The organism is Actinomadura sp. SCN-SB, assembly GCF_043906805.1.
Lineage (GTDB): Bacteria > Actinomycetota > Actinomycetes > Streptosporangiales > Streptosporangiaceae > Spirillospora.
This window is the reverse complement of sequence record NZ_JBIMPP010000056.1, coordinates 12,801-39,191: the sequence shown is the minus strand read 5'-3', so window position 1 is coordinate 39,191 and position 26,391 is coordinate 12,801. Positions and strand designations below refer to the sequence as shown.

Genomic DNA, 26,391 nt, shown 5'->3' with positions numbered 1-26,391 from the left:
AGGGTGACCTCTCTCATCGATCAGCTGCCCTCCGCCGACGCCGTCGACGCCGACTCGCTGTACGAGTCGTTCGAGCGATGGGTGTCCGGGCGCGGCATCACGCTGTACCCGGCGCAGGAGGAGGCGCTGATCGAGGTCGTGTCCGGGGCCAACGTGATCCTGTCCACCCCGACCGGGTCGGGCAAGAGCCTGGTGGCCGCCGGGGCGCTGTTCGCCGCGCTGGGACGGGACCAGGTCGGCTTCTACACCGCGCCGATCAAGGCGCTGGTGTCGGAGAAGTTCTTCGACCTGTGCGAGATGTTCGGCCGCGAGAACGTTGGGATGATGACCGGCGACGCCAGCGTCAACGCCGACGCCCCGATCATCTGCTGCACCGCCGAGGTGCTCGCCAACATCGCGCTGCGGGACGGCGCCGACGCCGACATCGGCGTGGTGGTGATGGACGAGTTCCACTTCTACGCCGAGCCCGAGCGCGGCTGGGCCTGGCAGATCCCCCTGCTGGAGCTGCCGCAGTGCCAGTTCCTGCTGATGTCGGCGACGCTGGGCGACGTCACCTTCTTCGAGAAGGACCTCACCCGCCGCACCGGCCGCCCGACCGCCGTGGTGACCTCGGCGGAACGGCCCGTCCCGCTGAAGTACGACTACCGGGTCACGCCGCTGCACGAGACCGTCGAGGAGCTGCTCGGCGAGCAGAAGGCCCCGATCTACCTGGTGCACTTCACGCAGGCCGCCGCGATGGAACGGGCGCAGGCGCTGATGAGCATCAACGTGTGCACCAAGGAGGAGAAGGCCAGGATCGCCGAGCTGATCGGCAACTTCCGGTTCACCACCCGGTTCGGCCGCAACCTGTCCCGGTTCGTGCGGCACGGCATCGGCGTCCACCACGCGGGGATGCTGCCGAAGTACCGGCGGCTGGTGGAACGGCTCGCGCAGGCCGGGCTGCTCAAGGTCATCTGCGGTACCGACACCCTCGGCGTCGGCGTGAACGTCCCGATCCGCACCGTGGTGTTCACCGCGCTCAGCAAGTACGACGGGCACCGGGTGCGGCGGCTGCGGGCCCGCGAGTTCCACCAGATCGCCGGGCGCGCCGGCCGGGCCGGGTTCGACGTCGTCGGGTACGTGGTCGCGCAGGCCCCCGAGCATGTGGTGGAGAACGAGAAGGCCCTGGCCAAGGCGGGCGACGACCCGAAGAAGCGGCGCAAGGTCCAGCGCCGCAAGCCGCCGGAGGGCTTCGTCGGCTGGGACGAGGACACCTTCCGCAAGCTTCAGGCGGCCGAGCCGGAAATGCTCAAGTCCCGGTTCCAGGTCAGCCACGCCATGCTGCTGTCGGTGATCGCCCGTCCCGGCAACGCGTTCCAGGCGATGAAGCGGCTGCTCACCGACAACCACGAGGAGCCGGCCGCGCGCCGCAGGCACATCTCCCGGGCCATCGCGATCTACCGGTCCCTGCTGGCCGGCGGCGTGGTGGAGACCCTGGACGAGCCGGACGAGCAGGGCCGCTACGCCCGCCTCACCGTGGACCTCCAGGAGGACTTCGCGCTCAACCAGCCGCTGTCCACCTTCGCGCTGGCCGCCTTCGAGGTGCTGGACCCCTCCTCGCCCACCTACGCGCTGGACATCCTGTCGGTGATCGAGGCGACGCTGGACGACCCCAGGCAGATCCTGGCCGCCCAGCTCAACAAGGCGCGCGGCGAGGCCGTCCAGGAGATGAAGGCCGAGGGCATCGAGTACGAGGAGCGCATGGAGCTGCTCCAGGACGTCGACTACCCCAAGCCCCTTGAGGAGGAGCTGGAGGCCGCCTACGAGATCTACCGCGCCGGGCACCCGTGGGTCGGCGACCACCCGCTGCGTCCCAAGTCGGTGGCGCGCGACCTGTACGAGCGGGCGATGACGTTCACCGAGTACATCGCCTTCTACGAGCTGGCGCGCGCCGAGGGCCTGGTCCTGCGGTACCTGTCGGGCGCGTACCGGGCGTTGCAGCAGACCGTCCCGGACTCGATCAAGAACGACGATCTGATCGACCTGATCGAGTGGCTGGGCGAGCTGGTCCGCCAGGTCGACTCCAGCCTGCTGGACGAGTGGGAGCAGCTCGCGAACCCGCAGGAGGAAGAGGATCTCCAGGAGGCCCTGGAGGAGCGGGTCACCAAGGTCACCGCGAACGCCCGCGCGTTCCGGGTGCTGGTGCGCAACGCGATGTTCCGCCGCGTGGAGCTGGCCGCGCTGGAGCGCTACGCCGACCTGGGCGAGCTCGACCCCGGCCTCGGCGAGGACGGCTGGCGGGAGGCCATGGCCGCGTACTGGGACGAGCACGACGACCTCAACACCGGCCCGGACGCGCGCGGCCCCCGGCTGCTGCTCATCGAGGAGGTCCCCGAGGACGCGCTGTGGCGCGTCCGCCAGGTCTTCGACGACCCGGAGGGCCACCGCGACTGGGGCATCACCGCCGAGGTCGACCTGGCCGGCTCGGACGAGGCGGGCGAGGCCGTCATCAAGGTCATCTCCGTCGACCGGCTCTGAGATCGGCGGGGCCGGGGGCTCAGCCGGGGGCGAGGGGCACCAGTAGGGTCGGAAGGGTATGCCCGCCGGTTGCCGCCGTCATGGGGAGGCGCAGATGGTCCAGGTCGCCGTGGCGCAGTTCGCGTCCTCAGAGGACAAGGAGCGGAACCTCGCGAAGGCCGCGAAGCTGGTCGCCGACGCGGCCGGGCGCGGGGCGCGGCTGGTGGTGCTCCCCGAATACGCGATGTTCATCGCGCCGGCGATGGACGAGCGGTTCGTGACGTCCGCCGAGCCGCTGGACGGCCCGTTCGTGCGGGGGCTGGCGGAGCTGGCCTCCCGGCACGGCGTGCACGTCGTCGCCGGGGTGAACGAGCGGCTGGACGACGAGCCGGGACGCATGTCCAACACCCTCGTGGCGATCGACCCGTCCGGCGCGATCGTGGCCACCTACCGCAAGCTGCACCTGTACGACGCGTTCGGCTACAAGGAGTCGGACGTGGTCCGGGCCGGGGACATCGGCACGCCGCGGACCTTCGCCGTCGGCGGGGTCACCGTCGGCATGCAGACCTGCTACGACGTGCGGTTTCCCGAGGTGACCCGGATGCTGGTGGACGCGGGCGCCGACCTGCTGGCGCTGCCCGCCGCCTGGGTGCCGGGGCCGTTGAAGGAGGACCACTGGCGCACCCTGGTCCGGGCGCGCGCCATCGAGAACACGATCTACGTCGCCGCGGCCGGGCAGAGCGCCCCGATGGGCGCGGGCAACAGCCTGCTCGCCGACCCGATGGGCGTGATCGTGGCCTCGCTCGGTGAGGGGACGGGCATCGCGTCCGGCGAGGTCTCGCCCGACCGCGTCGCCGAGGTCCGCGACAAGAACCCCGCCCTGCGCCTGCGCCGCTTCACCGTGACCCCGGCCGGAGGGGTCTAGGGAAGGGGCCTAGGGGCGGCGGCCGACGCCGGTGACCAGTTCCCGCAGCCGCATCGGGCCGCTGGTGGCCTGGGACAGCGGCGGGGTCTCCAGGTCCGCGCCCGTGCGCAGCCCCTCGAAGAACTCGGCCATCGCCTCGGTTCCGCTGTGGGCGGGGGTCCAGCCCAGCTCCTCCCGGGCGCGCGAGGTGTCCATGATCGGGACGTGCAGGGCCAGGTCCAGCAGTTCGGCCGAGGCCGGCACCAGCCCCAGGCTCCAGGCCACGCGCAGCGCGCTGTGCGCGGCCAGGGGAGGCACGGGGATCGGCCGGGCGCCCATCAGCTCGGCCAGCTCCTCCGGGCCGATCGGCGGCTCGGCCGCGATGTTGATCGGCCCGCGGGCCCGCTCGTTCGTGACGGCGCGGCAGAACGCGTCGCCCGCGTCCGCGGTGTGCAGCGCCTGGAACCGCAGCCCCGGTATCGCGGGGACGAACGGGAGCCGCCCCGGCTGCACCAGCCTGCCCGGCAGGAACGGCCCGCCGAACAGGCGCCTCTGCTCCTGGGCGGCCTCCCGCTTGAACATGAACCCCGGGCGGAGCCGCACCACGCGGCAGTCCGGGTGATCGGACTCGAAACCGTCCAGGAGCCGCTCCACGTACGCCTTCTCGCGGCTGTAGGCGGCGCCGGGCCAGCCGTGCGTGGGCCACTCCTCGTCCACGGCACGGTCCTTGGGTCCCGGCGAGTACGCCCCCACCGAGGAGGAGTACACCAGGCACGGGACGCCGGCCTCGGCGACGGCGAGGAACACCCGGGCGCTGCCCAGCACGTTCGTGCGCCAGGTCACCGCGGGGGAGCGGGTCGGCTGGAACAGCCAGGACAGGTGGACGACCGCGTCCGCGCCACGGAAGTGCGAGACCAGGTCGGTGTCGTTCACGTCGGCCCGTTCCCACCGGACCTTGTCGATCTTCAACCCGGGTTCCCGGCGGGCCAGTCCCAGGACCGACGTCACCTTCGGATCGGCGGCCAGCGCCTGCGCGGTGCTGGTCCCCACGTTCCCGGTCGCCCCGACGACCACGACGTGCATGTGCGCCCCCCTCGCAAGTGGGTGTGGGATCGCCCCTACCCGAGGACGAGGGCGCCATGCGGCCGTCAGGGTTCGCCGAAGACCTTCCCGGGGTTGAAGATCCCGGCGGGGTCGAGCGCCCGCTTGACCCCGTGGTGAAGGGCGACGACGGCCGGGTCGAGCTCCGCGTGCAGGCCGCGGCGCTTGAGCAGGCCGACGCCGTGCTCGCCGGTGACCGTGCCGCCCAGCGCGATCGCGTCGTCCACGATCCGGTCGAAGGCGCGCTCGGCGCGGGCGCGGGCGGCCTCGTCACCCGGAACGCCGATGATCAGCGGGTGCAGGTTGCCGTCGCCCGCATGGGCGATGTTGGCGATGTGGGTGTCGTTGTCCCTGGCGGCGCGCTCGATGCGGGTCAGCATCTCCGGTACCAGGGAGCGCGGCACACAGACGTCCTCGGTCAGCACCGGCCCGAGCCGTTCCAGGGCCGGATAGGCCAGGCGGCGCGCCGCGAACAGGGCCTCGGCCTCCTCCTCATCGGTGGAGCGGGCGCTCCAGGTGGCCCCGGCGTCCTTGAAGCAGCGCACGATCGCGTCCGCCTCGGCGTCGTCGGCGGTGTCGCTGCGGGCCAGCAGCAGGACGTCGGCGTCCGCGGACAGGCCCATGTTCTTCCAGGCGTCCACCGCCTGGAGGCAATAGCGGTCGATCAGCTCCAGGGCGCTGGGCACGATCCCGGCGGCGGTGACCGCGCTGACGGCCTCACCGGCCGCGTGCAGGGTGTCGAAGTAGCCCACGATCGTCCGTTCGGGCGGGCGGGCGCCGCGCAGGCGGACGGTGATCTCGGTGATGACGCCCAGGGTGCCCTCGGAGCCGACCATCAGGCCGCACAGGTCGTATCCGACGACCCCCTTGGCGGTGCGCCGCCCGAGGCGCACCACCTCGCCGCGCCCGACGACCGCCTCGACGGCCAGCACGTAGTCGCGGGTGACGCCGTACTTCACGCAGCACACGCCGCCCGCGTTGGTGGCCACGTTGCCGCCGATGGTGGACCAGGGCGCGCTGGCCGGGTCCGGCGGGTACCACAGGCCGTGCCGGGCGGCCTCGGCGCGCAGCTCGTCGTTGACCACGCCCGGCTGGACGACCGCCAGGCGCTCGTGCGGGTCGATCTCGACGATCTCGTTCATCCGCTCCAGGGAGAGCAGCACGCAGCCGTCCAGGGCGTTGGCGCCGCCGGAGAGGCCGGTGCCCGCGCCGCGCGGGACGATCGGCACGCCCCGCGCGGCGCAGACCTCGACCAGCGCCCGCACCTCCGCGGTGGAGCCGGCGCGGACCAGCGCGGCGGGCGTTCCGTACGGCGCCCATGCCGCCTCGTCATGCGCGTAAGCGGAGATCACATCGGGATCGGTGACGATGCGGTCGGCCGGGATGCGCCGCTGGAGGGCGTCCACCACGTCGGTCATGCCCCCCAAAATAGGCCGGTCAGGCCGCTTTCGTCGTGATCGCCTTGGTGATGTCGGCGCGGAGGGCGTCGATGTCCACGCCGTGGGCGCGCAGGAGCGTGACGGCGGTGGCGTTCTCGTCGTGGATGAGGCCCAGCAGGAGGTGGCCGTCGCTGATGTGGTTGTTCTTGAGGCGAACGGCGTGCCGCAGGGCCAGCTCCAGGGACTTCTTGGCGGCGGGGTCGGGGTGGAGGTACCCGCGCTTGCGGTGGGCGCCGGGCGGGGCGTCCAGGGCGCCCTCGCCGAAGGTCTCCTCGGCCGCCCGCCGTACGGCGTCCAGGTCGATCCCGAGGCTGCGCAGGGCGTCGGCGTCGAGGGGATCTCCTCCGGCGCCCCGCCGGACGGCCTCGCGCAGCGCCGTGATCTCCAGGCCGTGCTCGCGCAGGACCCGGCCCGCGGGGCCGTCGCCGTCGAGCAGCCCCAGGAGCAGGTGCTCGGTCCCCATCCGCTTCGCGGACAGCCCCCGGCACTCGTCCTGGGCCTGGACGACCGCGAACCTCGCCTCCTTGGTGAAGCGCTCGAACATCCTTTCACCTCTCCCTGTTGAGGATGGACCGGCCGCCGCCGTGCTTCTTGTGGACGGCCTGGCGGCTCACGCCGAGACAGACCGCGATCTCCTGCCAGGACCAGCCCTGCTCCCGCGCGGAGGCGACCTGGAGGGCCTCCAGCCGCTCGGACAGCTCGCGCAGCGCGCGCACCGCGCGCAGCCCGACCGCCGGATCCCGGCTGCCCGCCTGCTCGGCGAGCTTCACTCCGTCGTTCATGGTGTCAATGTAGGTTGACATCCCGGGCCGTGTCAATCCAGGTTGACAGAGGCCGGGAACGCGGCTCAGGCAGGGGTCAGCAGCGTGCTCACCAGGGTGTCCAGCTCGACCAGGCCCGCGGTCCTGCCGTCCGCGTGCCGTACCAGGCCCAGGTGGCTGCGCCGCTCGCGCAGGATCGCCACCGCGTCGGTGACGGGCGCGCCCGCCGGGATGACCGGCACCGGGTGCGACAGCTCGCGCGCCGTCGTGGGCATGCCGCGTGCCCTGGCCAGGTAGGCATCGCGGACGTGCACCATGCGCGGGGACCCGCCCCGCGCCGCCCCGCGCACCATCAGCCGCAGCCTGCCCGTGCGCGCCGAGGTCTCCACGATCTCCGACGGCGAGGCGGAGGACGGCACCGTGACGATGCGTTCCTTTGGCACGACCAGGCCGGTCAAGGGGGTCTTCGGCGCGTCCAGCGCGGCGGTGAGCAGATGCAGATCGCTCTCCGCGATCAACCCGAGCCGCCGCGACTCCAGCACCAGGCTGCGCAGTTGCTCCGGGGTGCGGGGCACGGGGACCGCGTCCCGGGGCGACACCCGCACCAGCCGCAGTAACAGATTGGTGATCGCGTTCAGGCCCGCCAGCACCGGCCGCACCGCCTGGGTGAACGCGCGGAACGGCACCGCCAGGATCATCGCCGACCGCTCCGGCATGATGATCGCCCACGACTTGGGCGCCATCTCGCCCACCACCATGTGCAGGAACGTCACCAGGCCCAGGGCCAGCACGAACGCCAGCGCGTGCGCGGCGGAGCCCGGCAGCCCCGCCGAGTGGAACAGCGGGGTCAGCGTCTGCGCGATCACCGGTTCGGACACCAGGCCGAGCCCCAGCGAGCTCATCGTGATGCCGAGCTGCGCGCCCGCCAGCATCAGCGACAGCTCGGAGATCCCCGCGACCGCCGAGGCGGCGGTCCTGCTGCCCTCGGCCGCGGCCCGTTCGAGCCGCGGCCGCTTGGCCGCCACCAGCGCGAACTCCGAAGCGACGAAGAAGCCGTTGAGCGCCAGCAGCGCGAACGTCACCAGCAGCGCGGTGGTCAGGTCCATCCGCCCGTCACCCGCCCCGCTCGTCCGGAGGGCGCTCGCCGGGCGCCGTCCGTATCCGGATCAGCTCGGGCACGTGCCGCTTGATGGACAGCACCTCGATCACCGCCCGCAGCGGCGGCTCGCCCGGCCGGTGCGGCGCCAGGTCGACCGCGACCACGTCACCGGGCTCGGCGATGCGGCCGAGCCGGCTGTGCAGCAGCCCGGCGACCGTCTCGTAGTCGCCCTCGGGCAGGGCGATGCCGGTCTCGTGCTCGACCTCGTCGATCCGCAGGCCCGCGTCGACGGCCCACCAGTCGCCGCGCCGCACCGCCTGCTCCTCGCTCACCTCGTTCTCGTCGGCGATCTCCCCGACCAGCTCCTCGGCCACGTCCTCCCAGGCGATGAGGCCGGCGAAGCCGCCGTACTCGTCCACCACGCAGGCCAGCGAGCCGCCGTCGCCGCTGAGCCGCGCCACCACGTCCGGCAGCGGCAGCGTGTCGGGCACCAGCGGCGCCGGACGGGCGAGCTCGCGCACCGGCGTGCGGTCGGCCTCCCGCGGGGACAGCCGGACGAGCTGGTCGAGCCCCACCACGCCGACCACGTCGTCCACGCTGTCGCCGACCACGGGGTAGCGGGTGTGGCCGTGCGCGGTGATGATCTCGGTCAGCTCGCCCGCCCGCGCCGTCTGCGGGACGGTGATCACGTCCACGCGCGGCACCATCACCTCGCCGGCCGTCCGGTCGGAGAACATCAGCGCGCGCCCCAGCAGGTCCGCCTGATCCGCCCGCAGCTCCGCGCCGGACTCCCCGATGATGTGGCCCAGCTCCTCCAGCGTGGCGCCGTGATGCAGCTCCTCGACCGGCTCGATCCCGGCCAGCCGCAGCAGCCCGGCGGCGGAGGCGTCGAACAGCCTGATCACCGGGGCCGCCACCGACAGGTACATCAGCGTGGAGCCGGCCAGCGCCTTGGCCAGCGGGTCCGCCTTGGCCAGCGCCAGGTTCTTGGGGAACAGCTCGCCCAGCACCATCTGGATGACCGTGGCGATCGCGAACCCGGCCGCCACCGAGATCCCCGTCACCGCGCCGGGCGACATCCCCGCCGCCTCCAGCGCCGGCGCGACCAGCCCGCCCAGCGCGGGCTCGGCGATGAACCCCACCACCAGGGCGGTCACGGTGATGCCGAGCTGGGCGCCGGACAGCATGAACGACACGCGCTCCATCACGCGCACCGCCCGCGCCGCCCTCCGGTCGCCCTCCCTGGCCTGCCGCTCCAGCTCCGGCCTGTCCGCGGTGACGAAGGCGAACTCCTGGGCGACGAACCAGCCGGTCGCCGCCGTCAGCAGGAACACGGCCAGCAGGCCCAGCGCGACGGTCACGCTGGCATCAGTTCCCCGCCCCTGATCTTTCTCACGCGGGATTGCCGGGGGTGGACGAGTGGGAATGATTGGTTGTGGTATGCCCGCCGCGATCGCGGGTACAGGGCCGAAGAGTTCCGAGGGGGCGACCGATGCCCAGACCGTTCGCGTCCTCCGCCGACCTGGCGGAGAAGGAGCAGACCCTCGAGGTGCTCGCCGACGGCGTGTACGCCCTCACGGCCGAGGGGGACCCGAACGTCGGCGCGATCGAGGGCGAGGACTTCCTGGTCTGCTTCGAGGCCCTCGCCACCCCGGCCGCGGCCCGCCGGTGGCTCGCCAGGCTCCGCGAGCACACCGCCAAGCCGGTCAAGTACCTGGTGCTGTCCCACTACCACGCGGTGCGGACGCTGGGGGCCGCCGCGTTCGGGGACGCCACCATCATCGCGCACGACCGCACCGCCGCCCTGATCCGCGAGCGCGGCAAGGAGGACTGGGAGTCGGAGTACGCCCGGATGCCCCGGCTGTTCGAGGAGCCCGCGAGCATCCCCGGCCTCACCTGGCCGGACGTCACCTTCTCCAGCACCCTCACCATCGACCTCGGCGGCGACCGCGGCGACCTCGACCTGGCGTACTGCGGGCGCGGCCACACCGAGGGCGACATCGTGGCGTGGCTGCCCCGGCAGCACATCCTGTTCGCCGGCGACCTGGTGGAGACCCGGGCCGCCCTCTACACCGGCGACGCCTTCCACCAGGAGTGGGTGTCGGGCACCCTCGACCACGTCGAGTCGTTCGGCGCCCGGACCCTGGTCGGCGGGCGCGGCGCCATGGCGCACGGGCGGGAGGCGGTGCGCGACGCCATCGCGCAGACCCGGCGCTTCCTGGAGGTGATGATCGGCGAGGTCCGGGAGGTCAGGGACGGCGGAGGCACCCTCAAGGACGCGTTCGCCGCCGTGCACGCCGCCCTCGCCCCCGACTACGGCCGCTGGCCCATCTTCGAGCACTGCCTCCCGTTCGACGTCTCCCGGCTCTGGGACGAGCTGGACGGCGTCGAGCGGCCCCGCGTGTGGACGCCCGAGCGGGACCGGGAGGTCTGGGCCGAGCTCCAGGACTGACCGGAGGGAAGGGCCGGCGGGTTGTCATGTTCGCATCGCGAGCGGTGGGAGTTCCCATGACCGACGACAGGCATCCCCGGCCGGTGTTCGACCCCGAGATCCCCCGTGAGGACCGCGCCCTCCTGGACGCGGCGCCGGAAAGGCTGGTCGCGGCCCATCTCCCCGCCCCGTCCCCGCCCCGGCTCCGGCCCGCCGCGCTGGTCGGCCGCGCCCTGTGGGTCCCCATGATCGCCTTCTTCTACGGCGTGCTGCCCGGCGGCTGGATCCGGCTGTGCCTCCTGGCCCCGGGCGAGGAGGAGGACGATCTGGTCGACGGGGTGTTCCGATGGGGCGGCACGGCGGTGGCCGCCATGATGATCACTCCGGCGCTGCAGATCGCGCTGATCCTGCTGCGGCTGGGAGAGGTGGCCGCGCTGCTGGCCGTGGGCAGCTTCACCTGCTGGGCCGTCGCCGCCGTGCGCCACCTACGGGAGCCGGCCGCCGCCCGCGCCGCCCGCGTGCATCACGGCCGTTACCTGCTGCCCGGCGACTTCGACCGGGTGGCGTCCCGGCTGCTGCTGCGGGCGCAGCGGGCCTGCGACGCGGTGCTGGGCTCGGTCTCGCACCGCGCCGGTCTCCTGGACGACGCCGGCGGCCCGGCGGCGCTGTCCCACGAGGAATGGGCGATCGCCTCCACGCTCGCCGAGCACACCCGGCTGCGCCGAGACCAGGAGGAGCGGCTGCCCGAGCACCCGTCCCCGCGGCTGCGGGCGCTGGTGGTGCCGCAGCGCCGCGCCCTGGACGCCTCGGTCGGCTCGGTCACCGCCCGCGTCGAGGCGCTGGAGGCGTACGCGCGGCGGACGCTGGAGCTGGACGAGGCGTACCGGGAATGGCAGGCCGTCCAGCGTCTCCCCGAACGGAACGAGCGCTACCGCGAACTGCTGGCCGCCACCGTCCGGGACGACCTCGCCCGCGAGGAACTCGGCAGGCTGGCCGGGGACGCGCGCCGCGTCCGCGCCGTGCTCCTGGAGGAGACCCGCCGAGCCTCCCAAGACGGCGAAACCCTAGCCACCCCGCCGTCGCCCTCAGAGCCCGAAAACAGATTGGACCAAGCAACAATCTGATCCCGTACCAAACCCAGGGACCTAGCCCTCACCCCAGCCCCGAACGGCGCCCAAGCGCTGCGATCGCGTCCGGAGGCAGGTCCGAGCTTGCGAGGACCTGATCGCGGAGCGAGCCCCCTAGGGCGAGTCGGAGTGATGCAGCGATCGTCGCAGCCGCGACAAGCGACGAGCCGCCAGGCGAGGAGCGCAGCTCGCGGGTGCCAATAAACACAGCGCTGCGATCGCGTCCGGAGGCAGGTCCGAGCTTGCGAGGACCTGATCGCGGAGCGAGCCTCTGGGCGAGTCGGAGTGATGCAGCGATCGCCGCAGCCGCGACAAGCGACGAGCCGCCAGGCGAGGAGCGCAGCTCGCGGGTGCCAATAAACACAGCGCAGCTCGCGGGTGCCAATCAGAGCGCCGGCCGCAGGAGCGCTTCTTGGGCGATGGAGGCGACGAGTCTTCCGTCGCGGGTGTGCAGGGTGCCGTGGGCGAGGCCGCGGGCGCCGTGGTTGGTGGCCGGATCGACCGAGAACAGCAGCCAGTCGTCGATCCGGGCGGGGCGGTGGAACCACAGCGCGTGGTCCAGGCTGACGGCCATCGCCAGCTCGCGCGGGGAGCCCGGCGCCCGCGCGCCGCTGACCAGCGCCATGTCGGACAGGTAGGCGATGAGGCTCGCGTGGACGGCGGGGTCGTCCGGCAGCGGCTCCCGGTGCCGGATCCAGAACGGGTGCGGGGACCAGATCCCGTCGGGGCGTTCCCGCCGCACCGCCCGCATCTCGAACCCGGTGGGGTGCCGGATGAGCGCGGGGAGGTCCGGCGGCTCCAGGTCCTCGGGCGGTGGAACGTCCGGCGGCCCCTGTGGCTGCCAGTCGTAGCCGGGCTCGGGGTCGTGGAAGGAGGCGATCATCTCGAAGATCGGCTTGCCGCCCTGGGCGGCGGTGACGTGCCGGGTGGAGAACGCGCGCCCGTCCCGGGTGCGGGCCACGTCGAACCGCAGCGTCTCCTCATAGGTGCCCGGCCTGATGAAGTAGGCGTGCAGCGAGTGGGGGAGCCGTCCCTGGCCGACCGTGTGGCAGGCGGCGCGCAGGCTCTGCGCCGCGACCTGGCCGCCGAACAGGCGGATCCGGGCGAGCCCGGCGACCTCCGCCCCCAGGTAGGTGTCCTCGTCCAGCGGCCGCAGGTCGAGCAGCCGCACGATCCGGGGTGGGAACTCCTCGCTCATCCGCTGCCTCCCGCGCCGCCGGCCCGGCGGACTCCGCAAACCGGATCAACGGTACATCCGGCGTCCCGCCCGGTCGCACGGCGGGGTCAGGCCCGCACGACCTCCGGGCCGGCGGCGGCCAGTTCGGCGGCCGCCTCGGTGTCCAGGCCGGTGTCGGTGATCAGCACGTCGATCTCCGACAGCGCGGCGAACCGCACCAGATTGTCGTTGCCGATCTTGGTGCGGTCGGCCAGCAGCACCCGCCGCCGGGACGAGGCGATCATCGCCCGCTTCACCGCGGCCTCCGCCTGGTCGGAGGTGGTGAGCCCGTGCGCCGCCGAGCAGCCGTTGGTGGCCATGAACGCCACGTCCGCCCACAGGTCGGCCAGCGGGCGCAGCACCCAGTCGTCCACCGTGGCGAGCGTGCGGGGACGCACCCGGCCGCCGAGCATGATGACGTTGAGGTTGGACTGCGCGGCCAGCGCGGTGGCGTGCGGCGGCGAGTTGACGATCACCGTCAGCTCGCGGTCGGCGGGCAGCAGCCGTACCAGCCGGGCGGTGGTGGTCCCCGCATCGATGATCACCGAGCCCTCGGCGGGCAGCTCGGCCAGCGCCGCCTTGGCGATCCGCTCCTTCTCCTCGGTCAGCACCGCGTCCCTGGCGGCCAGCGCCGGCTCGAAGCCCAGCCGCTCCACCGGGATCGCCCCGCCGTGCACCCGGCGCAGCGTGCCGGCCCGCTCCAGCACGGTCAGGTCGCGCCGGATCGTCTCGGTGGTCACCGAGAACTGCTCGGCCAGCGCCACCACGTCGACGCGGCCGTCGGCGCGCGCCCGCGCCAGGATCGCCTGCTGCCGTTCCTCGGCGTACATGGGGGTGGGGTCACCTGCTCCCGCTGTCGTCATGACGGCGACCATTGTCCTACGGGTCGGCTCCGTCCTACGGGTCAGGTCGGCTCGGGTTCGGGCTCCTCCGCGTCCAGGTCCCGTTCGATGAGGGCGGCCAGCTCGTCCAGCGCCCGCTCGCCCCGCTCGCCGTCCTCGGCGCTCAGCGTCACCTCGTCGCCCTGGCGCGCGCCGAGCGCCAGCACCGCCAGGATGCTGGCGGCGGGGACGGGCGCCTTGCCGCCCGCGCTGATGTGCACCGGCACGGGCTGCCGTGCCGCCTCCTGCACGAAGATCTTGGCCGGGCGGGCGTGCAGGCCCTGCGCCGACCCGATGACGACGGTGCGTTCCGCCATGTGCTCTCCCTCCTCAGGCCCTCCTCAGGGCTCGACGGTGACCTTGATCGCCTCGCCGCGCGCGACGAGGTCCAGCGCCCGGTGCACGTCCGCGAGCGGGACGCGGTGGGTGACGAGGTCGTGGACGGGCACCTCGCCCGTGCCGATCAGCTCCAGCGCGCGGGCGTTGTGCGCCGGGCTCGACCCGTTGGCGCCGACGATGCTCAGCTCCCGGTAGTGCACCTGGTTGGAGTCGCAGGAGATGACAGGGTCGTCCTTGGGCAGCCCGCCGAAGAAGCTGATCCGGCCGCCCGGCGCGGCCATCCACTGCGCCTGCTGCTGCGGGGTGTGCGCCGCCGCGGCCGTGATGATCACGTCGGCGCCGCGGCCGCCGGTGAGGTCCCTGACCGCCTCGATCGGGTCGGTGTCCCCGGCGAGGATCGCCGCGTCCGGCTTGACCAGCTCGGACGCCCGGTGCAGCCGGTCGGCGTTCAGCTCGATCAGGAACACCCGGGCCGCGCCGCGCGCCCGCGCCACCCGCACGTGCAGGCACCCGATCGGCCCGGAGCCGAACACCACCACGTCGTCGCCCTCGCCGACCCGGGCCAGCTCCTGCCCGTTCAGGACGCAGGCCAGGGGCTCGGCCACCGACGCCTCGGCGAACGAGACGCCCTCGGGGATCCGGTTCACCCCGGCCACCGCCAGGACCTTCGCCGGGACGATCATGTACTCGGCGAACGCCCCGTCGTAGTGGTAGCCCATCGACTCCTGCCGCGAGCACACGGTCATCCGGCCGCGCCGGCACTCCGCGCAGGTCCCGCAGGGGATGGCCGCGATCACCTGGACCCGGTCGCCCGGCGCCCAGCCCTCCGTCCCGGCGCCCGCGGCCACCACCTCCCCGGCGATCTCGTGGCCCATCACCCGCGGCGGGACGATGTGGTGATGGCCGAACCGGGAGATCTTGACGTCCGTGCCGCAGGTGGAGCAGTTGCGGACGCGGAGCTTCAGCTCGCCGGGGCCCGGCTCGGGCTCGGGGGCGTCTTCGAGCCGGATGTCCCCGGGCGCGTGGAAGCGGGCGACCTTCATCGTGTGGGATTCCTGTTCTCTGTGGTCAGTCTTCGGATGCTTCGGCGGGGGTGAGGAGCTCGGCGATCCGCTCGGCCGTGGTGGCCTCGCGCAGCGCCCGCGCCCGCTCGGGGTCGAGCAGGATCTGCGCGAGCTCGCCGAGGATCGCCATGTGCCCGTCCCCGCGCGCCGCGATGCCGATGGCGAGCGTGACCTTCGCGCCGTTCCAGTCCGCGCCCTCGGGGAAGCGCACCACGGCCAGCGCGTCGCGCAGCACCGCGTCCTTGCCCTCGGCCGTCCCGTGCGGGATGGCGACGCCCTCGGCGAGGTAGGTGGAGATCGAACGCTCGCGGTCGAGCATGCTCTGGACGTACGGCTCGGTCACCGCGCCGATCTCGACGAGCAGCCTGCCGCACTGCCGTATCGCGTCGTCCCGTCCCTCGGCGCGCGCGTCCAGGCGGACGGCGGCGGGGTCGAGCAGCGCGCCGGGCCCGGAGGCCACGCCGCTACCCACCGACCACACCGCCGTCCTTGATCGCCTTGACGACCCCGTCGATCGCGGGATCGCCGATGTAGACGTCGAACGGGACGACCACGGCGTCCGGCGCGCCCCGGCGGGCCCGCTCGGCGAGCCCGGAGTGGCAGACGACCACGTCGGCGTCCGCGGGGATGGAGCCGACCGGTGTGTGCTTGACCTCGACCTGCTGCTTCTTGAGCGCCTTGCGCAGCTGCCCGGCCAGCATGACGCTGCTGCCCATGCCCGCGTCGCAGGCGATGATGAGCTTGCGGACGTCCTTGCCTTCGATCGTGGTGCCCATGGCGGGGTCCTTCCGAGGGGGTGGATGGATCCGGCTGCCCGGTCAGCGGCTCGCCGGTTGCTCTGTCGCCTTCTCAGTGTCGCCGGAAGTGTCGCCGGCACCGGTGACCTCGGCCTTCTCCGCCGGTTCCGGCGTGCCCTCGGCGTCCTCGGTCTTCGCGGCGGTGCCGCCGGAGTCGTCCGCCGAGCCCTCGGACTCGTCGGCGAGCCTGCCGAAGCCGAGCAGCGCGGCGCCGACGCCGAACGTCACGGCGACCGACGCGAGCATCCCGCCGTACACGCCGATCCAGTTGCCCGCGCCGCGCGGGGTCTGGGCGAGGTAGGCGAAGATGCTGCCGGGGGACGGGGTGGCGACCAGGCCGGTCCCGGTGGCCACGAAGATCGCGATGCCGGTGGCGGCGCCGGCCATGACCGCCAGGATCATCCGCGGCTTCATCAGCACGTACGGGAAGTAGATCTCGTGGATCCCGCCGAAGAAGTGGATGATCGCGGCGGCCGGGGTGCTGGGACGCAGCCGGCGGGGGCCGAAGAACATGTAGGCCAGCAGCAGGCCGAGCCCGGGCCCGGGGTTGGACTCCAGCATGAACAGCACGGACTTGCCGGACTCGGCGGCCTGCTGGACGCCCAGCGGCCCGAGCACGCCGTGGTTGACGGCGTTGTTGAGGAACAGCACCTTGGCCGGCTCGATCAGCACCGAGGTCAGTGGCAGCACGTTGTTGTCGACCAGCCAGCCGACCGCGTCCTCGGCCAGATCGCTGAAGGTGCTGACGACCGGGCCGATCGCCCGGTTGCCGGCGATCGCCATGGCGGCGGCCAGGATGCCCGCGGAGAAGTTGTCCACCAGCATCTCGAAGCCGGTGCGGACCCGGTCCTCGATCAGCTTGTCGAACAGCTTCATCAGGTACGCGGCCAGCGGACCGATGATCATCGCGCCCAGGAACATCGGCACGTCCGCGCCGACCACCAGGCCCATCGTGGCCACGGCGCCGACCACCGCGCCGCGCTGGCCGTGCACCATCCGGCCGCCGGTGTAGCCGATCAGCAGCGGCAGCAGGATCTTGATCATCGGGTCGACCAGCGCGCCCAGCTCCTTGTTGGGCAGCCAGCCGGTGGGGATGAACAGGGCGGTGATGAGGCCCCACGCGATGAACGCGCCGATGTTGGGCATCACCATCCCGGCGAGATGGCCGCCGAGGCGCTGCACGCGCGCCCGGAATCCGTCGCCGGTCGGTCGGGGGGTGTAGTCAGTGGCCATCGCGGCCTCCCGGGGTTCGGGTGGGTACGGGATCAGGGGACGAGGGGTCGGTCGAGGTCGGGCACGGCATGGATGCGGACGAGGTCGCGGCGCAGGTCGGCGGGCCGCGGCATCCGGCTGGCGGGCAGCCGTACCGCCGCGGCGCCCCAGGCCAGCGCCTCGGCGAGGGCGCCGGCGCCACGGGCCCCGGCCGCCAGGAACCCGGCGAGCAGCGCGTCGCCCGCCCCCACCGTGCTCCTGGGACGGTCGACCGGTGACTCGCCGGCGACGACGCCGTCGTCGTCGACCAGCACCGCGCCGTCCGCGCCCAGGCTCACCAGGACGGCGCGGGCGCCGAGCGAGCGCAGTTCGCGCGCCGCCGTCACCACGTCGGCGAGGGTGCCGACGGGACGCCCGACGGCCTCGGCCAGCTCCTCGCGGTTGGGCTTGACCAGGTCGGGGCCGGCGGGCAGGGCCGCCCGCAGCGCCGGCCCGCTGGAGTCGATCGCGACCCGGATGCCCGCCGCGGTCAGGCGGGCGCACAGATCGGCGTAGAGGTCGTCGGGGACGCCCGGCGGGAGGCTGCCGCAGCCGGCGACCCAGCCCGCCGCCACGGACTCGGCGGCGATCACCTCGGCCACCTCGGCGAGCTCGGCGGCCGACAGCCGCCCGCCGGGCTCGTTGAGCTTGGTGACCACCCCGCCGGGCTCGGCGATCGCCACGTTGGACCGGGTGTGCCCGTGCACGGGGACGGCCCGCACGGTCAGCCCCTCGTCGCTCAGCAGCCGCCGGAGCTGGTCGCCCTCCGGCCCGCCGATGGTGACGACGGCCGTGGACGGGACGCCGGCCGCGAGCAGCGCGCGGGAGACGTTGACGCCCTTGCCGCCCGGGTCGAGCCGGGCCGACCTGGTGCGGATCATCTCCCCCCGGGTCAGCCGGTCCACCTCGATCGTCCGGTCCAGGCTCGGGTTGAGCGTCACCGTGACGATCATGCGCCGCCCGTCCGGGGCACCACCGGCTCCATGTTGGTTCCTTCCTGTTTTGTTTGGTTCTCCTTTGTTTACGCCCGAATGCGTCCGCACGTCAACACCCGAAGGCGCGCATGGCGCGGGCGAATGTAGTGGAACGGTCCAAAACGGAAGAAAGGAACAACCCGGCGGCGAGAGCCGGGTTCGAAAGCGGTCAGCGAGCCTTGGCGGCCTTCTTGCCGGAGCCCTTCTTGGCGGACTTCTTGGCCGCCTTCTTCGCGGCCTGCTTGGTGGCCTGCTTGGTGGCGGCCTTCTTGCCCTTCTTGGGCTTCTTCGCCTTCTTCGCCGGGGCGACCCCGGTGCCGGCCTCGGGGACGACCTCCGTCACGACCGGCGCCTGGGCGACCTCGGCCGCCGCGATCTCCGCGGGGGCGGTGGCGGCGGCGCCGGACACTCCCGCGACGCGGTTCTTGAAGGTCTGGCCGAACCGGAACCTCGGCACCGTGCCCGCCGCGATCTCGATCCGCTCTCCGGTGCGCGGGTTGCGGGCGATACGGGCCGCGCGGTCGAACCGGTCGAACGTGCCGAAGCCGGTGACCAGCACGCGGTCGCCGGAGGCGACGGCGTCGACGATGGCCTCGAAGACCGCGTCCACATGGCGGCGGGCCACCGCCCTGTCGCTGCCCGCCCGCTCCGCGACGATCTCCACGAGCTCGCTTCTGTTCATCGGCCGTCCCTTCCGCCTTCACCTGCCCGCCGTGTGCAGGTCAGGCTAGACCAGGAGGAACCGCCCGGCCACCGGGGCGAGCGGCGGGGCCGTGGGTCAGGGTGCCCGGCCGTCGCCGCCGAGCGTCCGGGAGAGCGCGAGCGCGGCGGTGTGGACGGCCGGCGCGACGTGCCTGAGCGGCATCCGGTTGCTCCAGCCCGACACCGACAGGGCCCCGAGGACCTCGCCGCCCGGGCCGAGGACGGGGCTGGCCGCGCACACCACGCCCTGCCCCGACTCCTCGTGGTCGTAGGCGACGCCCTCCTTGCGGATCACCGCGAGCTCGCGCGCGAGCAGGCCGGGCGCGACCGTGCTGCGCGTGCTGAGCCGGGGCAGCTCTCCGTCCAGCACGGCGCGGCTCACCTCGGGCGGCGAGAAGGCCAGGATCGCCTTGCCGACCCCGGTCGCGTGCGCGGGCAGCCGCCCGCCGACGCGGGACGGCAGCGGCGGGCCGCCGGGGGAGGCGAGGATCTCCACGTAGACGACCTCGCTGCCCTCCAGCACGGCCAGGTGGACGGTCTGCCGGGTCGCCTCGCGCAGGTCGGACATGTAGGGCAGCGCCGCGTCCCGCAGCGCCCGCTGCCGGGGGACGCGCTGCCCGAGCTCGAACAGGCGCAACCCCAGCCGCACCCCGGATCCGTGCCGTTCGAGCAGCCGCGCCTCCACCAGGGACAGCGCGATGCGGTGCACGGTGGACTTGGGCAGGCCGGTGCGGCGGGCCAGCTCCGCGACGCCGACCGCGTCCTCTTCGGCGCGGAAGGCGTCGAGGATGGACATGATGCGGCTGAGGTAGGTCTCGTCGGTCGCGGCGGCCATCCCCACAGGTTAGGGGCGATACGTCATGCCGCGTCCCGTCACGTGGGACGCGATCGTTGGCCGGGGGCGTCCCCGGGGAGCAGTATTCACCCGCGGACACCAGAAAGGACGGCCATGGACCCCGAATCGGTGGAGAAGGCGGCCGCGAGCCTGCTGGACGCCTATGCGTCGCGCGTTCCCATCAGGCCGCTGACCGAGACCGAGCCCGAGCTCTCGCTCGACGCCGCGTACGCGATCCAGCGCGCCCAGGTCGAACGGTGGGTGGCGGACGGTGCGGTGATCAAGGGCCACAAGGTCGGGCTGACCTCGGCCGCGATGCAGCGGCAGCTGGGGGTGGACCAGCCCGACTACGGGCACCTGCTGGACACCATGTTCCACACCGACGGCGCGCCCATCGACACGGGGCGGTTCCTCCAGCCCAGGATCGAGCCGGAGATCGCGTTCGTGCTGGGCCGTCCCCTCCGGGGCCCCGGGGTGTCGGCCGCCGACGCGGCCGCCGCGGTCGACTTCGTGCTGCCCGCGCTGGAGATCATCGACTCCCGGATCGCCGACTGGAGGATCACGCTGCCCGACACGGTGGCCGACAACGCCTCCAGCGGCGGCCTGGTGCTCGGCACCACCCCCGTCCGTCCCGAGGGGCTGGACCTGGCGCTCACCGGCTGCCTGCTGCACCGCAACGGCGAGCTCGTCGAGACCGGCGCGGGCGGCGCGGTGCTGGGGTCGCCGCTGAACGCCCTGATCTGGCTGGCCAACGTGCTGGGGCCGATGGGCGTGACGCTGGAGGCGGGGCACGTGGTGCTGCCCGGCTCGATCACCGCGGCGATCCCGGTCACCGCCGGGGACACCGTGGTCGCCTCGTTCGCCGGGATCGGCACCGTGACCGCGCGCTTCGCGAAGGGAACGTCATGAGCAAGCTGACCGCGGCCATCGTCGGGCCCGGCAACATCGGCACGGACCTGCTGGTCAAGCTGATGCGCAGCGACCTGATCGAGGTGCACTCCATGGTCGGGGTGGACCCGGAGTCGGACGGGCTGGCGCGCGCCAGGTCCATGGGCGTCGAGGCGTCGGCGGGCGGAGTGGACTGGCTGCTGGCCCAGGACACCCTGCCCGACCTGGTCTTCGAGGCCACCTCCGCCAAGGCGCACCTGGCCAACGCGCCCCGGTACGCCGAGGCCGGGATCCAGGCCATCGACCTCACGCCCGCCGCGGCCGGGCCGTTCGTGTGCCCGCCGGTCAATCTGGACGGCCTGGCCGGCGCCCCCAACCTCAACATGATCACCTGCGGCGGCCAGGCCACCATCCCGATCGTGCACGCGGTCGCGTCGGTGGCGCCGGTGCCGTACGCGGAGATCGTCGCGTCCATCGCGTCCCGCTCGGCCGGGCCGGGGACGCGCGCCAACATCGACGAGTTCACCCAGACCACGGCCCGCGCCATCGAGTCGGTGGGCGGCGCGGACCGGGGCAAGGCGATCATCATCCTCAACCCGGTGCACCCGCCGATGATCATGCGGGACACGGTGTTCTGCGCGATCCCGGCGGACGCCGACACCGAGGCGATCAGCGCGTCGATCCACGCGATGGTGGAGCGCGTCGCCGCCTACGTCCCGGGGTACACGCTGCGCGCCGAGCCGCAGTTCGACGGGCCCCGCGACATCTGGAACGACCTGGCCCGCGTGGCGGTGTTCCTGGAGGTCCGCGGCAACGGCGACTACCTGCCGCCGTGGGCCGGGAACCTCGACATCATGACCGCCGCCGCGGCGAGCGTGGGGGAGCGGCTCGCCTCGAGCCGCAGGGAAGGGAAGGTGACCGCGTGAACGAGCCGGTCCAGGAGAAGGTCAGGCTGACCGACTCGACGCTGCGGGACGGCAGCCACGCCATGGCCCACCGCTTCACCGAGGGCCAGGTGCGCGGCGTCGTGCACGCCCTCGACCGCGCCGGCGTGGAGGTCATCGAGGTCTCGCACGGCGACGGGCTGGGCGGCTCGTCGTTCAACTACGGGTTCTCCCTCGAGGACGAGATCAAGCTGATCGAGGCCGCCGTGGACGAGGCGGAGCGGGCCGCCATCGCCGTCCTGCTGCTGCCCGGCCTCGGCACGGTCGAGGATCTCAAGCGCGCGCACGGCGCGGGCGCGTCCGTCGCGCGGATCGCCACGCACTGCACCGAGGCGGACGTGTCGGCCCAGCACTTCGCCGCGGCCCGCGAGCTGGGGATGGAGACGGTCGGGTTCCTGATGCTGTCGCACCGCATCGGCCCCGCCGAGCTGGCGGCGCAGGCGCGCATCATGGTGGACGCGGGCGCGCAGTGCGTGTACGTGGTCGACTCGGCCGGCGCGCTGGTGCTGGGCGACGCGCAGGAACGGGTCGCCGCGCTGGTCAAGGAGATCGGGCACGAGGCGCAGGTCGGCTTCCACGGGCACCAGAACCTGTCGCTGGGCGTGGCCAACTCCGTCCTGGCCGTCCAGAACGGGGCGCGCCAGATCGACGGGGCGCTGTGCGCGCTCGGGGCGGGCGCGGGCAACGCCCCGACCGAGGTCGTCGCCGCCACCTTCGACCGGATGGGCATCGCCACCGGCGTCGACATCCAGGGCGTCATGGCCGCCGCGCAGGACGTGGTGCAGCCGTTCCTGTCACGGCTGCCGTTCGCGGACCGGTCGGCCATCACCCAGGGGTACGCGGGGGTCTACTCCAGCTTCCTGCTGCACGCGGAGCGGGCCGCCGAGCGCTACGACGTTCCCGCGCACGCGATCCTGCAGAAGGTCGGCGAGGCCGGGTACGTGGGCGGCCAGGAAGACATGATCATCGATGTGGCGCTGCAACTGGCCGCCGAACGGGAACGCAACGGCGCCCCCACCGCGTCCTGAGCCCGGTATCTGACGAATCGGTGTGAGATACCTGCCCGTTCGCTGGCCAGCGGCGATGGAGGGCCGTAGCGTTCCGGACCTATGGCCGTCATCGTGGAGCTGGTGTCGTATCCGATCAAGGGCTGTGCCGGCACGCCGCTGACCCGGGCGCGGATCGGATGGGCCGGGCTCGACCACGACCGCTCCTTCATGGTCGTGGACGAGCACGGCACCTTCCGCAGTCAGCGGCGCGATCCAAGGCTGGCGCTCGTCCGCCCCGAGGTGGGCGCGGACGGACGGCGGCTGGTGCTGCGCGCGCCCGGCATGGACGCCGTGGAGATCGCGGTCGACACCACGTCCGCCCCGCGCGAGGTATCGCTGTTCCGCACCGCGTACCAGGGCGTCGACCAGGGACCGGAGGCGGCGGAATGGCTGTCGGAGTTCCTCGGCGCGCCCAGCTCGCTGGTCCGGGTGCCGCCGGGGCACGCCCGCGTCACCTCCGGGCTGACGCCCGGGACCAGCGGGTACGCCGACAGCGGCGCCGTTCACCTCGTCTCCCGGCCGAGCCTGGACGTCCTGAACCGGCGGCTCGCGGAGGCCGGACGCCCGGCGGTGCCGATGGAACGCTTCCGCCCCAACATCGTGGTCGACGGCTGGGAGGAGCCGCATGCCGAGGACGAGGTGCGGCGCGCCCGCGCCGGCACCGCCGAACTGGGGTTCGCCAAGCTCGCCCTCCGCTGCGTGGTGACCACCATCGACCAGCGGACCGGGGCCAGGTCGGGGCCCGAGCCGCTGCGGACGCTGGCCTCGTACCGGCGCGTCCCCGAGGGGCAGGTCGCGTTCGGCGCCAAGTTCGCGGTCGTGCGTCCCGGCCGGGCCGCGCTCGGGGACGAGGTGCCCGTGGACGTGTGGAGCGAGGGGGCGGCGGGCCTCGCGGACGCCGTCCGGTGATCCGCGGGGAGGCGGCGGCCGTGCCCGCGGCGCCGGGCGGCGGGCGCGGGCACGTGGAGGAGCCGTCTCAGTCGTTGAAGCCCTGGATGAAGGCGAAGCGGTCGGTGTAGCGCAGCTCGTGCTCGGGGTGGCGGAGCCGGATCGCCTCGACGCCCTCGTCGATCTCCTCGGGGGAGAACGTCGACAGCACCGACATCCACTGGTTGCGCACCAGGCCGATCCACTGCTCGCGGTCGATCGTGACCGCGTACTCCTCGAAGCGGTGCTCGGTGCGCAGCCCGGCCGCGCGCATCGCCTCGGCGATGCCGGCCGGGTCGGGCTGGTTGGCGGCGAAACGGTCCAGCGCCTCGGGGAACAGCGGGTACTCCAGCCGCGGCGGCAGCGTCACGATGAGGATCCGCCCGCCCGGCGCCAGCCGGGCCGCGAGCCCCCGCAGCGTCCCCGGGATGTCCTTGACATGGTGGATCGCCTCCTTGAAGACGAAGGCGTCCACCTGGTCGTACCGGATCGGCACCTCCCCGGAGGCGATCTGCTCCGCGGTGGCGCGCACCGGGGACAGCCGGGCGTCGTCGGGGAGGAGGTCGAGCATGTGCTGGGACGGGTCCACGCAGAGGATGGGGGTCTGCGGGGACGCCGAGTCCAGCAGCTTGCTGAGGAAGAGGCCGGTGCCCGAGCCGATGTCGGCGATCCGGTCGCCCGGCGAGGGGCGCAGCCAGGACATGATGCGGTCGGCCATCCAGACGACGTACTCGGGACGGTCGGCCCAGTTGCGTTCGTAGGTCTCGGCGATTCGCTGGTAGTGCTCGTCGGTGACGTCGATGACGCGGCTTCCTTTCGGTCGGCCCCCGGCCCGCGGGCATGATGCCGCGTCGCATCGGCCGGCGGACACTCCGGGGGGAACGGGACCTTTCAGGAGGTTTAGGAGCTTTTCGGGTTGTTCCCTTCCCTGGGGGGCGCGGGGGGCAAACCTTCCGCTCGTCAGAGGCGGACGGGGCGTGCGCGGGCGCGCGGGTTCGCCGTCGTCCCCCTCTCAGCCGGGGAAGGCCGGGCTCGCCAGCCCTTGACCGGCGTCCGGGACGACGAACAGCGAGCCCGCGTCCGGTGTGCCCGACGGCGTTCCGATCGAGGCCGTCGTGACGTAGAGGTCGCGCAGATCCGTGCCGCCGAACGCGCACGCCGTGGTCCGCTCCGCGGGGATCTCCACGATCCGGTCGACCCTGCCGGACGGGGTGTGGCGCACGACGCGGCCACCGCCCCACACCGCGACCCACACGCAGCCGTCCGCGTCCACGGTCAGGCCGTCCGGGCTCCCGGGAGGCGGCACGTGCGCGAACGGGCGGCGGTTGCGCGGCTCGAACGTGCCGGGCTCGCAGTCGAAGACGTCCACCCGCCCGGTCGGGGTGTCGATGTAGTACATGAACCGCTGGTCGGGACTCCATCCCAGGCCGTTGCTGATCGTCACGGCGTCCAGGACGTCCTCGACCCGCCCGTCCGGGTGGACGCGCCGCAGCCTGCCGCCGCCCTCGCCCTCGTCGTAGCGCATGGTCCCGGCCCAGAACGCGCCGTCCGGGCCGACCGCGGCGTCGTTGCCGCGCACGCCCTCCTCCGGACGCTCGGCCAGCCAGCGGAACGCGCCGTCCGGCTCGTACAGGCCCACGCCGTCGCGCAGGTTCACCACCAGCCCGCCGCCTGCGCGCGGCCGTACCGCGCCCACGTGCCGGCCTGTGCGCCGGACGACGTCGTCGGCGCCCGCGGACGGGTCGAAGGCGTGCACCTCGGCGGACAGGATGTCCACCCACAGCAGCCTGCGCGCGGCCGGATCCCACACGGGGCCCTCGCCCAGCGTCGCGCCCGCGGCGACGGCGACCTCGGGTCGGTCGGTCATCGGTCGGCTCCCGGAAACGGAGAGGGAACGGCCGGGCCCGGACGTCGTGCCCGGCCGTCCCGTGCGGTGGTCAGCGCGCGCTGAACGCGTAGACCGTCGTCGTGTCATAAACCTGCCCCGGCCGCAGCGTCGTGGACGGGAACCGCGGCTGGTTCGGCGAGTCGGGGAAGTGCTGTGTCTCCAGGCAGAACCCGTCGCCCTGCCGGTACGCCTTCCCGCTCGTCCCGACCAGGGTGCCGGCCAGGAAGTTGCCCGAGTAGAACTGCAGCCCGGGCTCGGTGGTGTAGACGTCCATCACCCGGCCGCTGCGGGGCTCGGTGACCCGCGCCGCCCGCTCCAGGCCGCCGCCCTTGCGGTCCAGGACGTAGTTGTGGTCGTAGCCCTGCCCGATCACGATCTGCGGGTGGCCGTTCCGGATCCGCTCCCCGATGGCGTGCGGCGCGGTGAAGTCGAACGGGGTGCCCTTCACCGGGGCCAGCTCGCCGGTGGGGATCAGCGTGGCGTCGACCGGCGTGTAGCGGCGCGCGTCGATCTGCAGCCGGTGGTCGTAGACGTCGCCCGACCCCTCGCCCGCCAGGTTGAAGTAGGTGTGGTTGGTCAGGTTCACGACCGTGGGCTTGTCGGTCGTGGCGCGGTAGGCGATGCGCAGCTCGTTCTTCCGCGTGAGCGTGTAGGTGACGGTGGTGGTGAGCGTGCCGGGGTAGCCCTCCTCGCCGTCCGGGCTGGTACGGGACAGGCGCAGCGCGACGTCGCCGTTCACCCGGGCGGGCTCGGCCTTCCACACCCTCTTGTCGAAGCCCCGGTCTCCGCCGTGCAGGCTGTTGGGGCCGTTGTTGGCGGCGAGCTCGTAGGTCTTGCCGTCCAGGGTGAACCGGGCCTTGGCGATGCGGTTCCCGTAGCGGCCGATGAGCGCGCCGAAGTACGGGTTGGCCTCGGCGTAGGCGTCGCTGGTGTACCCGTCCAGCGAGCCGAAGCCGAGCGCCACGTTGCCCGCCCGGCCCCGGCGGTCGGGCACCTCCAGGCTCTGCACGATGCCGCCGTAGGTGAGCACCCGGACCCGCATGCCACGGCCGTTGCTCAACGTGTACCGCTCGATCCGCGTGCCGTCGGCCAGGGTGCCGAACGGCTCCTTGTCGATCCGCGGCGCGCTCTCCGGGCTTCCCATGCCGGACAGCGTAGGCGCCGGGCCCGCTGCGGCCGGAATCGAGGCCGCCACTAACGCGGTGGCCAGCACGGCGGTGCCGGCCAGGGGTGGGATGAACCTCATGGTGCTCCTCTCTGAGGGGTGGAGGACACTTG

The 26,391-nt window shown here is 73.2% G+C and carries 27 protein-coding genes; 8 read left to right on the top strand and 19 right to left on the bottom strand.

Annotation, left to right across the window (positions count from 1 at the left end; translation table 11 throughout):
• Nucleotides 1-3: 3 nt before the first annotated feature.
• Nucleotides 4-2,517, top strand: a complete 2,514-nt coding sequence (locus ACGWYJ_RS28955; protein ID WP_395109586.1) for a DEAD/DEAH box helicase — start codon at nt 4-6, stop codon at nt 2,515-2,517.
• A 94-nt stretch (nt 2,518-2,611) separates the two neighbouring features.
• Nucleotides 2,612-3,421, top strand: coding sequence for a carbon-nitrogen hydrolase family protein (locus ACGWYJ_RS28950; RefSeq protein WP_395109584.1), 810 nt, complete (start codon nt 2,612-2,614; stop codon nt 3,419-3,421).
• Nucleotides 3,422-3,430: 9 nt separating this feature from the next.
• Here ACGWYJ_RS28950 and ACGWYJ_RS28945 read toward each other — a convergent pair whose 3' ends face one another.
• From ACGWYJ_RS28945 to ACGWYJ_RS28920, 6 genes are all read right to left on the bottom strand, one after another.
• The gene (locus ACGWYJ_RS28945; protein ID WP_395109583.1) at nt 3,431-4,483 is read right to left on the bottom strand and encodes an SDR family oxidoreductase; all 1,053 of its coding nucleotides are present in this window, start codon (nt 4,481-4,483) and stop codon (nt 3,431-3,433) included.
• Nucleotides 4,484-4,548: 65 nt separating this feature from the next.
• The gene (locus tag ACGWYJ_RS28940) at nt 4,549-5,919 is read right to left on the bottom strand and encodes an FAD-binding oxidoreductase (RefSeq protein WP_395109581.1); all 1,371 of its coding nucleotides are present in this window, start codon (nt 5,917-5,919) and stop codon (nt 4,549-4,551) included.
• A 19-nt stretch (nt 5,920-5,938) separates the two neighbouring features.
• Nucleotides 5,939-6,484: a Clp protease N-terminal domain-containing protein gene (locus ACGWYJ_RS28935; protein ID WP_395109579.1), complete on the bottom strand. Its 546-nt coding sequence runs from the start codon at nt 6,482-6,484 to the stop codon at nt 5,939-5,941.
• Nucleotides 6,485-6,488: 4 nt separating this feature from the next.
• Nucleotides 6,489-6,722, bottom strand: coding sequence for a helix-turn-helix domain-containing protein (locus ACGWYJ_RS28930; protein WP_395109578.1), 234 nt, complete (start codon nt 6,720-6,722; stop codon nt 6,489-6,491).
• Nucleotides 6,723-6,787: 65 nt separating this feature from the next.
• Nucleotides 6,788-7,807, bottom strand: a complete 1,020-nt coding sequence (locus ACGWYJ_RS28925) for a hemolysin family protein (RefSeq protein WP_395109577.1) — start codon at nt 7,805-7,807, stop codon at nt 6,788-6,790.
• A gap of 7 nt (nt 7,808-7,814) precedes the next feature.
• Complete coding sequence (locus tag ACGWYJ_RS28920) at nt 7,815-9,161, bottom strand: hemolysin family protein (protein ID WP_395109576.1); 1,347 nt, start codon at nt 9,159-9,161, stop codon at nt 7,815-7,817.
• 131 nt (nt 9,162-9,292) lie between these two features.
• On the opposite strand from ACGWYJ_RS28920, the gene ACGWYJ_RS28915 reads away from it, so the two are divergent.
• Nucleotides 9,293-10,252 carry an MBL fold metallo-hydrolase gene (locus ACGWYJ_RS28915; RefSeq protein ID WP_395109575.1) on the top strand — a complete coding sequence of 320 codons (960 nt, stop codon included), beginning with the start codon at nt 9,293-9,295 and terminating at the stop codon, nt 10,250-10,252.
• A 56-nt stretch (nt 10,253-10,308) separates the two neighbouring features.
• Complete coding sequence (locus tag ACGWYJ_RS28910; RefSeq protein ID WP_395109574.1) at nt 10,309-11,355, top strand: hypothetical protein; 1,047 nt, start codon at nt 10,309-10,311, stop codon at nt 11,353-11,355.
• Between the two features lie 388 nt (nt 11,356-11,743).
• On the opposite strand, the gene ACGWYJ_RS28905 is transcribed toward ACGWYJ_RS28910, so the two are convergent.
• From ACGWYJ_RS28905 to ACGWYJ_RS28860, 10 genes are all read right to left on the bottom strand, one after another.
• On the bottom strand, nt 11,744-12,556 hold the full coding sequence (locus ACGWYJ_RS28905; protein WP_395109573.1) for an acyl-CoA thioesterase: 813 nt from the start codon (nt 12,554-12,556) through the stop codon (nt 11,744-11,746).
• 86 nt (nt 12,557-12,642) lie between these two features.
• On the bottom strand, nt 12,643-13,404 hold the full coding sequence (locus tag ACGWYJ_RS28900; protein ID WP_395109603.1) for a DeoR/GlpR family DNA-binding transcription regulator: 762 nt from the start codon (nt 13,402-13,404) through the stop codon (nt 12,643-12,645).
• 74 nt (nt 13,405-13,478) lie between these two features.
• Nucleotides 13,479-13,772, bottom strand: coding sequence for an HPr family phosphocarrier protein (locus ACGWYJ_RS28895; protein WP_395109572.1), 294 nt, complete (start codon nt 13,770-13,772; stop codon nt 13,479-13,481).
• A gap of 24 nt (nt 13,773-13,796) precedes the next feature.
• Entirely contained in the window at nt 13,797-14,837 is a 1,041-nt protein-coding gene (locus ACGWYJ_RS28890; RefSeq protein ID WP_395109570.1) for a zinc-dependent dehydrogenase, read from the bottom strand.
• Nucleotides 14,838-14,862: 25 nt separating this feature from the next.
• A complete protein-coding gene (locus tag ACGWYJ_RS28885) occupies nt 14,863-15,330 on the bottom strand; it encodes a PTS sugar transporter subunit IIA (protein ID WP_395109569.1) in 468 nt (155 codons plus the stop codon).
• Complete coding sequence (locus ACGWYJ_RS28880) at nt 15,323-15,634, bottom strand: PTS lactose transporter subunit IIB (RefSeq protein WP_285694246.1); 312 nt, start codon at nt 15,632-15,634, stop codon at nt 15,323-15,325. Before ACGWYJ_RS28880 ends, ACGWYJ_RS28885 begins: the two co-directional genes overlap by 8 nt.
• Before the next feature lie 42 nt (nt 15,635-15,676).
• On the bottom strand, nt 15,677-16,888 hold the full coding sequence (gene mtlA, locus ACGWYJ_RS28875; protein WP_395109568.1) for a mannitol-specific PTS transporter subunit IIC: 1,212 nt from the start codon (nt 16,886-16,888) through the stop codon (nt 15,677-15,679).
• Between the two features lie 32 nt (nt 16,889-16,920).
• Nucleotides 16,921-17,847 carry a 1-phosphofructokinase gene (gene pfkB, locus ACGWYJ_RS28870; protein ID WP_395109567.1) on the bottom strand — a complete coding sequence of 309 codons (927 nt, stop codon included), beginning with the start codon at nt 17,845-17,847 and terminating at the stop codon, nt 16,921-16,923.
• 202 nt (nt 17,848-18,049) lie between these two features.
• Nucleotides 18,050-18,562 carry an HU family DNA-binding protein gene (locus ACGWYJ_RS28865; protein ID WP_395109565.1) on the bottom strand — a complete coding sequence of 171 codons (513 nt, stop codon included), beginning with the start codon at nt 18,560-18,562 and terminating at the stop codon, nt 18,050-18,052.
• Between the two features lie 96 nt (nt 18,563-18,658).
• Nucleotides 18,659-19,417, bottom strand: a complete 759-nt coding sequence (locus tag ACGWYJ_RS28860) for an IclR family transcriptional regulator (protein WP_395109564.1) — start codon at nt 19,415-19,417, stop codon at nt 18,659-18,661.
• A gap of 114 nt (nt 19,418-19,531) precedes the next feature.
• On the opposite strand from ACGWYJ_RS28860, the gene ACGWYJ_RS28855 reads away from it, so the two are divergent.
• From ACGWYJ_RS28855 to ACGWYJ_RS28840, 4 genes are all read left to right on the top strand, one after another.
• Entirely contained in the window at nt 19,532-20,326 is a 795-nt protein-coding gene (locus tag ACGWYJ_RS28855) for a 2-keto-4-pentenoate hydratase (protein ID WP_395109563.1), read from the top strand.
• Entirely contained in the window at nt 20,323-21,231 is a 909-nt protein-coding gene (locus ACGWYJ_RS28850; protein WP_395109561.1) for an acetaldehyde dehydrogenase (acetylating), read from the top strand. The genes ACGWYJ_RS28855 and ACGWYJ_RS28850 overlap by 4 nt, the downstream gene beginning before the upstream one ends.
• Nucleotides 21,228-22,277 (top strand): 4-hydroxy-2-oxovalerate aldolase, encoded by a 1,050-nt coding sequence (dmpG, locus tag ACGWYJ_RS28845; protein ID WP_395109559.1) that lies wholly within the window; start codon nt 21,228-21,230, stop codon nt 22,275-22,277. The genes ACGWYJ_RS28850 and dmpG overlap by 4 nt, the downstream gene beginning before the upstream one ends.
• An 81-nt stretch (nt 22,278-22,358) precedes the next feature.
• On the top strand, nt 22,359-23,207 hold the full coding sequence (locus ACGWYJ_RS28840) for an MOSC domain-containing protein (RefSeq protein ID WP_395109557.1): 849 nt from the start codon (nt 22,359-22,361) through the stop codon (nt 23,205-23,207).
• A gap of 67 nt (nt 23,208-23,274) precedes the next feature.
• Here ACGWYJ_RS28840 and ACGWYJ_RS28835 read toward each other — a convergent pair whose 3' ends face one another.
• The 3 genes from ACGWYJ_RS28835 to ACGWYJ_RS28825 form a co-directional block, all read right to left on the bottom strand.
• On the bottom strand, nt 23,275-24,096 hold the full coding sequence (locus tag ACGWYJ_RS28835) for a class I SAM-dependent methyltransferase (RefSeq protein WP_395109556.1): 822 nt from the start codon (nt 24,094-24,096) through the stop codon (nt 23,275-23,277).
• Between the two features lie 141 nt (nt 24,097-24,237).
• Entirely contained in the window at nt 24,238-25,092 is an 855-nt protein-coding gene (locus ACGWYJ_RS28830; protein WP_395109555.1) for an SMP-30/gluconolactonase/LRE family protein, read from the bottom strand.
• Between the two features lie 70 nt (nt 25,093-25,162).
• On the bottom strand, nt 25,163-26,359 hold the full coding sequence (locus ACGWYJ_RS28825) for an aldose epimerase family protein (RefSeq protein WP_395109554.1): 1,197 nt from the start codon (nt 26,357-26,359) through the stop codon (nt 25,163-25,165).
• Nucleotides 26,360-26,391: the final 32 nt, after the last annotated feature.